This is a genomic window from Streptosporangium minutum, from assembly GCF_002149035.1.
Classification (GTDB): domain Bacteria; phylum Actinomycetota; class Actinomycetes; order Streptosporangiales; family Streptosporangiaceae; genus Streptosporangium; species Streptosporangium minutum.
In genome coordinates this window covers 1-6643 of sequence record NZ_NGFP01000374.1, presented here as the reverse complement: position 1 = coordinate 6643, position 6643 = coordinate 1, and the positions used below count along the sequence as shown (strand labels likewise).

Annotated in this window: 7 protein-coding genes; 4 read left to right on the top strand and 3 right to left on the bottom strand. The window is 71.7% G+C overall.

What is annotated here, in order from left to right; all coding sequences use genetic code 11:
- Positions 1-31 precede the first annotated feature (31 nt).
- Positions 32-874: an ABC transporter ATP-binding protein gene (locus CA984_RS41745; RefSeq protein WP_086578853.1), complete on the bottom strand. Its 843-nt coding sequence runs from the start codon at positions 872-874 to the stop codon at positions 32-34.
- 256 nt (positions 875-1130) lie between these two features.
- Positions 1131-1790 carry an endonuclease NucS gene (gene nucS / locus CA984_RS41740; protein ID WP_031159082.1) on the bottom strand — a complete coding sequence of 220 codons (660 nt, stop codon included), beginning with the start codon at positions 1788-1790 and terminating at the stop codon, positions 1131-1133.
- A gap of 87 nt (positions 1791-1877) precedes the next feature.
- Here nucS and CA984_RS41735 point away from each other — a divergent pair, with 87 nt between their 5' ends.
- From CA984_RS41735 to CA984_RS41720, 4 genes are all read left to right on the top strand, one after another.
- Positions 1878-3347 carry a 3-hydroxyacyl-CoA dehydrogenase family protein gene (locus CA984_RS41735; RefSeq protein WP_086578852.1) on the top strand — a complete coding sequence of 490 codons (1470 nt, stop codon included), beginning with the start codon at positions 1878-1880 and terminating at the stop codon, positions 3345-3347.
- Positions 3348-3367: 20 nt separating this feature from the next.
- Positions 3368-3667: an ATP/GTP-binding protein gene (locus CA984_RS41730; RefSeq protein WP_341351761.1), complete on the top strand. Its 300-nt coding sequence runs from the start codon at positions 3368-3370 to the stop codon at positions 3665-3667.
- Between the two features lie 70 nt (positions 3668-3737).
- Positions 3738-4451 (top strand): alpha/beta hydrolase, encoded by a 714-nt coding sequence (locus CA984_RS41725; RefSeq protein ID WP_086578850.1) that lies wholly within the window; start codon positions 3738-3740, stop codon positions 4449-4451.
- 228 nt (positions 4452-4679) lie between these two features.
- Positions 4680-5471: an alpha/beta fold hydrolase gene (locus CA984_RS41720; RefSeq protein ID WP_086578854.1), complete on the top strand. Its 792-nt coding sequence runs from the start codon at positions 4680-4682 to the stop codon at positions 5469-5471.
- On the opposite strand, the gene CA984_RS41715 is transcribed toward CA984_RS41720, so the two are convergent.
- A complete protein-coding gene (locus tag CA984_RS41715) occupies positions 5431-6624 on the bottom strand; it encodes an AI-2E family transporter (protein WP_242676471.1) in 1194 nt (397 codons plus the stop codon). The genes CA984_RS41720 and CA984_RS41715 overlap by 41 nt on opposite strands.
- Positions 6625-6643: the final 19 nt, after the last annotated feature.

Below are 6643 nucleotides of genomic sequence, written 5' to 3'. Positions count from 1 at the left end.
GGGCCATTCGGGGAGGGCGGTTCCGCGGAGGTCAGGCGGGAGGCTCGATGAGCTTGAGGTAGACGTCCTCCAGGGAAGGACGGGTCACGGTCAGCCCGGGCACCTCGCCGTCGAAGCGGTGGGTCAGCTCAAGCACGGTCCTGGTCGGGGTGTCGGTCTCCAGCGTGTGGTGCTCACCCTCGTCGGACCAGCTCACCCTGGCCTTGGCGGTGGCACGGCCGCCCAGGGTCTTGGGCTCGCCCTCGGCCACGATGAGGCCCCCCGCCACCACGGCCACCCGGTCGGCCAGCGCCTCGGCCTCGTCCAGGTAGTGGGTGGTCAGCACGATCGTGGTCCCCTGGTGTGCCAGGCCCTGGATCAGGTCCCAGAACTGCCGGCGCGCCTCGGGGTCGAACCCGGTGGTCGGCTCGTCGAGGAAGAGCAGCTCCGGGCGGCCGATCACCCCCAGCGCCACGTCCACCCGGCGCCGCTGGCCGCCGGAGAGCTGGCGGATCCGCTTGCCGGCCTTGTCCGACAGGCCGACCTGCTCGATCACCTCGTCCGGATCCTTGGGATCGGGGTAGTAGCCCGCGAAGTGCCGAACGGTCTCCCGCACCGTCACCTCGGCCACGTCGTTGGACGTCTGCAGCACCACACCGATCCGGGCGCGCCACTCCCGGGTCGGCCTGCCCGGGTCGGCGCCCAGGACGCTGACCTCTCCGGCGTCCCGGGTCCGGTAACCCTCCATGATCTCCACCGTGGTGGACTTCCCGGCGCCGTTCGGGCCGAGGATCGCGAACACCTCGCCCGCGTGGATGTCGAGGTCGATGCCACCGACCGCCTGCACGTCGCCGTAGCGCTTGGTCAGGCCCCGCACCGTCACCGCTGTTCTCATGTTCCGATCGTCGCGCCGCCACGGCTCCGGGGGCACCAACGACCGGTGGAACCCCCTGTCCTCCGTTCGGAGGACAGGGACCACGTCGTCCGGTGGACACGGCCGGGGACCGGGTCGGCCGGTGGACGCGGCGGGAGACCGGGTCGGCCGGTGGACGCGGCGGGAGACCGGGTCGTCCGGTGGACGCGGCGGGAGACCGGGTCGTCCGGTGGACGCGGCGGGAGACCGGGTCGTCCGGGGGACGCGGCCGGAGCCGTCAGAACAGGGTGTCGTTGCGCTCGATGCCCCGCAGCGCGTCGTAGTCCAGGGTCACGCAGCGGATGCCGCGGTCCTCCGCCAGGGTCCTGGCCTGCGGCACGATGGCCTGGGCGGCCAGGATGCCGGTGACGGGGGCGAGCAGGGGATCGCGGTTCATCAGTTCCAGGTAACGGGTGAGCTGCTCCACCGCGTCGATGTTCGCGCGACGCTTGAGCTCCACGGCCACGTTCGCCCCCGCGTGGTCGCGGCAGAGGATGTCCACCGGGCCGATCGCCGTCATGTATTCGCGGCGGACCAGCGTCCAGCCCGCGCCCAGCGTGGTGATGTGCTCGGCGAGCAGCTCCTGCAGGTGAGCCTCGACGCCGTCCTTGATCAGACCGGGGTCCACGCCCAGCTCGTGGCTGGAGTCGTGGATGATCTCCTCCATGGTGAGCACGAGCTTCTCACCGGTCTTGCCGTGGGTCACCGTCCAGGTGCCCTCCTCCTCACGGAGCTTGCACGGCGGGTTCATCCAGTTGAGCGGTTTGAAAGCCCGGTCGTCCGCGTGAATGGAGACCGAACTGTCCGCTTTGATCAGGATGAGCCGGGGCGCCATCGGAAGATGCGCAGTGAGCTTTCCCAGATAATCCACGCTGCATCGCGCGATGACCAGCCGCATGAGCGCCAACCCTACCGGTGCGGTCCGGGTGCCGAGGGCCCAAGCCGGTTTTGGGGTGGGGCAGGCACCTCTGGGACACTGGGCGGCATGACGCGCAGCTTTGAGAAGGTCGGAGTGGTCGGGCTCGGCACGATGGGCGCGGGGATCGCCGAGGTGTTCGCTCGAGCGGGGCTCGGGGTGACCGGCGTGGAGGCCGACCCGGCGGCGCTGGAGCGAGGCCGCGGCCATCTGGAGGGCTCCACGGGCAGGGCTCTGGCCAAGGGGCGGCTGACCGAGGCCGAGCGCGCGGAGATCCTCGGCAGGGTGACCTTCACCACCTCCCTGGAGGACCTGGCCGACGCCGACCTGGTGATCGAGGCCATCCCGGAGGTCATGGATTTCAAACGGGCCCTCTTCACCGACCTGGACCGGATCTGCAAGCCGTCCGCGGTGCTCGCGACCAACACCTCCTCGCTCTCCGTCACCGAGATCGCGGCGACCACCGCCCGGCCCGGCCAGGTCGTCGGCATGCATTTCTTCAACCCCGCGCCGGTCATGAAGCTGGTCGAGGTGATCCACACAGTGATCACCGAGGACGGCCTGGCGGAGGAGGTGGCCGCCCTCGCGCGCAGGCTCGGCAAGACCCCGGTGAGTGTCGGCGACCGCGCCGGGTTCGTGGTCAACCGGCTGCTGCTGACCTACCTCAACCACGCCGCTGTCCTGCTGGAGAACGGCCTGGCCACCCGCGACGGCATCGACGCCGCGATGAAGCTCGGCGTCGGGCTGCCGATGGGCCCCTTCGCCCTGCTCGACCTGATCGGCCTGGACACCTCCTACGAGGTGCTGTGCGTGCTGTTCCAGGAGAGCCGCGACCGCCGCCACGCTCCCGCGCCGATCCTGCGCGAGCTGGTCACCGCCGGACTGCTCGGCCGCAAGGCCGGCGGCGGCTTCCACCGGGAGGAGGAGCCCGGCGGGCCGCCGCCCACGGTCAAACCCTCGGTGGGCTCGGTGGCGGTGCTGGGGGAGGGGGCGGAGGAGTTCGCCGCCAAGCTCTCCGACGCCGGTTTCAAGACCGCCGCCGCCGAGGTCGCCGACGTGGTCGTCGCGCTGTCCCGCAATCCCGTGATCGAGCTGGCCGCGGGGCTTCCGCGCCCCGAGCGCCTGGTCGGCCTGCACCTGGTCGGAGACAGGATCGCCGAGGTCGCCTCCACGGCGCTCACCTCGTCCGAGGCCGCACGCGCCGTGGAGGGCCTGGTACGGATCGTCGGCCGGACCCCGGTGCGGTGCAAGGACCGGGCCGAGTTCGTGGTGGACGCGCTCCTCTACCCGTATCTGAACGACGCCGTGCGGATGTACGACTCCGGTTACGCGGCCATCGAGGACATCGACGCGGCCATGAAGCTGGGCTGCGGCTACCCTTCGGGGCCCTTCGAGATGCTCGACGAGCTGGGGCTGGAGACCGTCCGCGACGGGCTGCGCGCGCTCTACGCCGAGTACCGCGAGCCGTCCTTCGCCCCCGCGCCGCTGCTCGACCAGCTCGTCACGGCAGGGGTGCGGAGCATCCGCGACCTGCCATGAGCCCCCGTAAAGCCCGCAGGATGAGCCCGTTCGACCGGGGCGGCAACCGGGGTTCCTCCGCCCGCCCGGTCGGCGGGTCCGTGCCCGGGGTCGACCAGGTCGAGGAGTGGCCCGACGGCGACTGGCACGTGCGCCGGGTCACCGGTTCCGGAGCGGACAAGGTCTACCGGTGCCCGGGCTGCGACCAGGAGATCAGGGCCGGCCTGCCGCACCTGGTGAGCTGGCCGGCCTGGACGGGCGGGGAGAACGAGCGCAGGCACTGGCACACCGCCTGCTGGCGCAACCGGGTCAAGCGCGGTCCCGGCCGGACCCGATACTGACAACGACCGCGTGGCGCCTCCCGGAGATCCGGTCCACCGGCGCCCGCTCACGAGACGGAGTGGGGAAAAGATGGACATCCGGGCCTCTACGGTGCTGCCCGCGCGCAGGGAACCGATCGAGCTGCACACCGGCGACGGGCTGACGCTCGTCGGCGAGCTGGCCCTGCCGGCGGACAGGCCCCCGGTGGCCACGCTGATCTGCCTGCACCCGCTGCCCACGCACGGCGGCATGATGGACAGCCATGTCTACAAGAAGGCCGCCAACCGGCTGCCCGCGCTGGCGGACCTCGCCGTGCTGCGCTTCAACACGCGCGGCACGACCTCCGAGCGGGGCACTTCCCAGGGGGCCTTCGGCGAGGGGCTGGACGAACGCTTCGACGTCGCCGCCGCGCTGGAGTACGCCGAGTTCCACGACCTGCCCCGGGCGTGGCTGATCGGCTGGTCCTTCGGCACCGAGCTCGCGCTCAAGTGGGGGCACGACCCGCTCGTGGAGGGCGCCGTCCTCCTCTCCCCGCCGCTGCACCGGGCCACCGACGCCGACCTCGACGCGTGGGCGGCGTTCGGCCGGCCGCTGACCGTGCTGGTCCCCGAGTTCGACGACTACCTCCAGCCGGAGAAGGCCCGCGAGCGCTTCGCCCGGGTCCCCCAGGCGGAGGTCGTCGGGGTGGACGGGGCCAAGCACCTGTGGGTCGGCGAGCCGTACGTGCGGATCGTCCTCGACGAGATCGTCCGGCGGGTGAACCCGGCGGCCTCGCCCCTCCCCACGGAGATCGCCGGTCCGTAGAGTCCTGTCCGGGGGCGTCCGTGGAGCCTCGTCCGAGGGGCGTCCGCGGAGCTCTGTCCGGAACGTTCATGGAGCTCTGTCCGGGACGTCCGCGGAGCCTCGTCCGGGGGCGTCCGCGGGGTTCCGTCCGGGGCCGGAGGAGGGCTTGACCGCGGAGTCAGCGCGTCATCACAACCCGTTGTGAATCAAGGGGTGCCAGATCGGAGATCCGCGATTACGGTGGACTCCGTGGACCTGTACACGCGATCGGCGGGCGAGGGACTTCCGGTCGTCCTCCTCCACGCGTTCCCCCTGTCATCGGCCATGTGGCTGGCCCAGCGCGAGGGCCTGGGCGCCGTCTGCAAGGTCATCACCCCCGATCTGCGCGGCTTCGGCGGCTCGGTGCTGGGCGACGACGAGCCCTCCCTCGACGTGATGGCCGACGACGTCGTCCGCCTGCTCGATCACGAGGGCGTCGACCGGGCCGTCGTCGGCGGCCTGTCCATGGGCGGCTACGTGACGATGGCCCTGTGCCGCCGGCACCCCGACCGGGTGCTGGGGGTGATCCTCGCCGACACCAAGGCGGCCGCCGATCCCGAGGCGGCCAGGACGAACCGCGAGCGCATCGCCGCAGCCGTCCTCGACGACGGCACCTCGATCCTGGTGGAGGAGGTGCTTCCGTCGCTGATCGGGGTGACCACCGTGCAGCGCAGGGCGATGGTGTTCGGCCGGGTGCGCGGGCTGGTCCAGTCGGCCCCGCCCAGGGCCGTGGCCTGGGCCCAGCGGGCCATGGCGGGCCGCCCCGACTCCTTCGACACCCTGCGCGGGCTCAAGGTGCCCGCACTCGTGATCGTGGGGGAGGAGGACCTGCTCACCCCGCCCGCCGACGCCGAGACGATGGTCGGGGCCGTGCCGGACGGGCGGCTGGCCGTGATCGAGAAGGCGGGTCACCTGAGCGCGATCGAACAGCCCGAGGCGTTCAACCGCGCGGTGGCGGGCTTCATAGCCGAGCTTGCCGGGGGATCACCACCTCGCGGATGATCAGCGCGATCGCCGCGGCCACCGGGATGGCCAGCAGCGCTCCGACGATGCCGAGCAGCGCGCCGCCGAACAGCGCGGCGATGACGGTGACCGCCGGGGCCACGTCCACCGAGCGCTTCATCACGCGCGGATAGACCAGGTAGTTCTCCACCTGCTGGTAGACCAGGAAGAAGATCGCGCAGACGATGCCGAGGGTCACCGACTGGAGCAGTGCCACCCCGCTCACCAGCACCGCGCCGATCGTCGCGCCGACCAGCGGGATCAGGTCGGTGACCGCCACCACCAGGGCGAGCGCCAGCGCGTACTCGACGCCCGCGAAGGCCAGGAACACCCAGGTGACCACGCCGGCGATCACCGAGATCAGCAGGTTCCCGGCCACGTAGCCGCCGATGCCGCTGATGATCTCGTCGCCGAGCCCTTGAGCCCGCTCCCGGCGGCTGCTCGGCACGAGCCGGAAGAGATAGTCCTTTATCGAGGGCAGCGAGCCGAGGAAGTACAGCGTCAGCACCAGCAGCGTGACCCCGGAGAAGAACGCGTTGAACACCACCGCGCCCGCGCCGACCAGGCCTCCCGCCACGGTCTGGGCGAGGCCGCCGCTGGTGATGTAGTCGCCGATCCTGGTCAGGATCTGGTAGTCGCTGTCCAGTTCCTTGAGGGTGGGGTTGGCGAGCAGTTCCTGGGTGTAGCCGGGGACCGCGCTGATGAACGAGGCCGCTTCCTGGCTCACCGGCGGGACGATCGCCAGCCCGAAGAGCACGAAGAACAGGATCACCGCGCCGAAGACGATCGAGATCGCCCAGCGTCGCGCCAGCCTGCGCCGCTGCAGCGCCTCGACGGCCGGGTTCAGTCCCAGGGCGAGGAACATCGCCACCACGACCAGCACGATCACGCTGCGCGAGGTGACCAGGGCCTGGGCCAGCGCCCACGCGGTGAGCAGACCCATTCCGGCGGTCAGGCCGATCAGGAAGGGGTTCTTGGCCAGCGGCTTGCCCGGCCTGCCGTACGGCGCCGCATGCTCGTCCAGGGCCTCCGGAGAGACGCGGGGCCCGGCCACGGCACCGGACGGCCCGTCGGCGGCACCGGACGGCCCGTTCACGGCTCCCGGCGGCCCGTCCGCGGCTCCCGGCGGTCCGTCCGCGGTCCCGGAGGACAGGGGGTCAGCGTCCGGGACG

Coding starts and splice junctions, on each gene's coding strand:
- CA984_RS41745 (WP_086578853.1), bottom strand. CDS start 874: ATGAGAACAGCGGTGACGGTGCGGGGCCTGACCAAGCGCTACGGCGAC.
- CA984_RS41730 (WP_341351761.1), top strand. CDS start 3,368: ATGAGCCCGTTCGACCGGGGCGGCAACCGGGGTTCCTCCGCCCGCCCG.
- CA984_RS41735 (WP_086578852.1), top strand. CDS start 1,878: ATGACGCGCAGCTTTGAGAAGGTCGGAGTGGTCGGGCTCGGCACGATG.
- CA984_RS41725 (WP_086578850.1), top strand. CDS start 3,738: ATGGACATCCGGGCCTCTACGGTGCTGCCCGCGCGCAGGGAACCGATC.
- nucS (WP_031159082.1), bottom strand. CDS start 1,790: ATGCGGCTGGTCATCGCGCGATGCAGCGTGGATTATCTGGGAAAGCTC.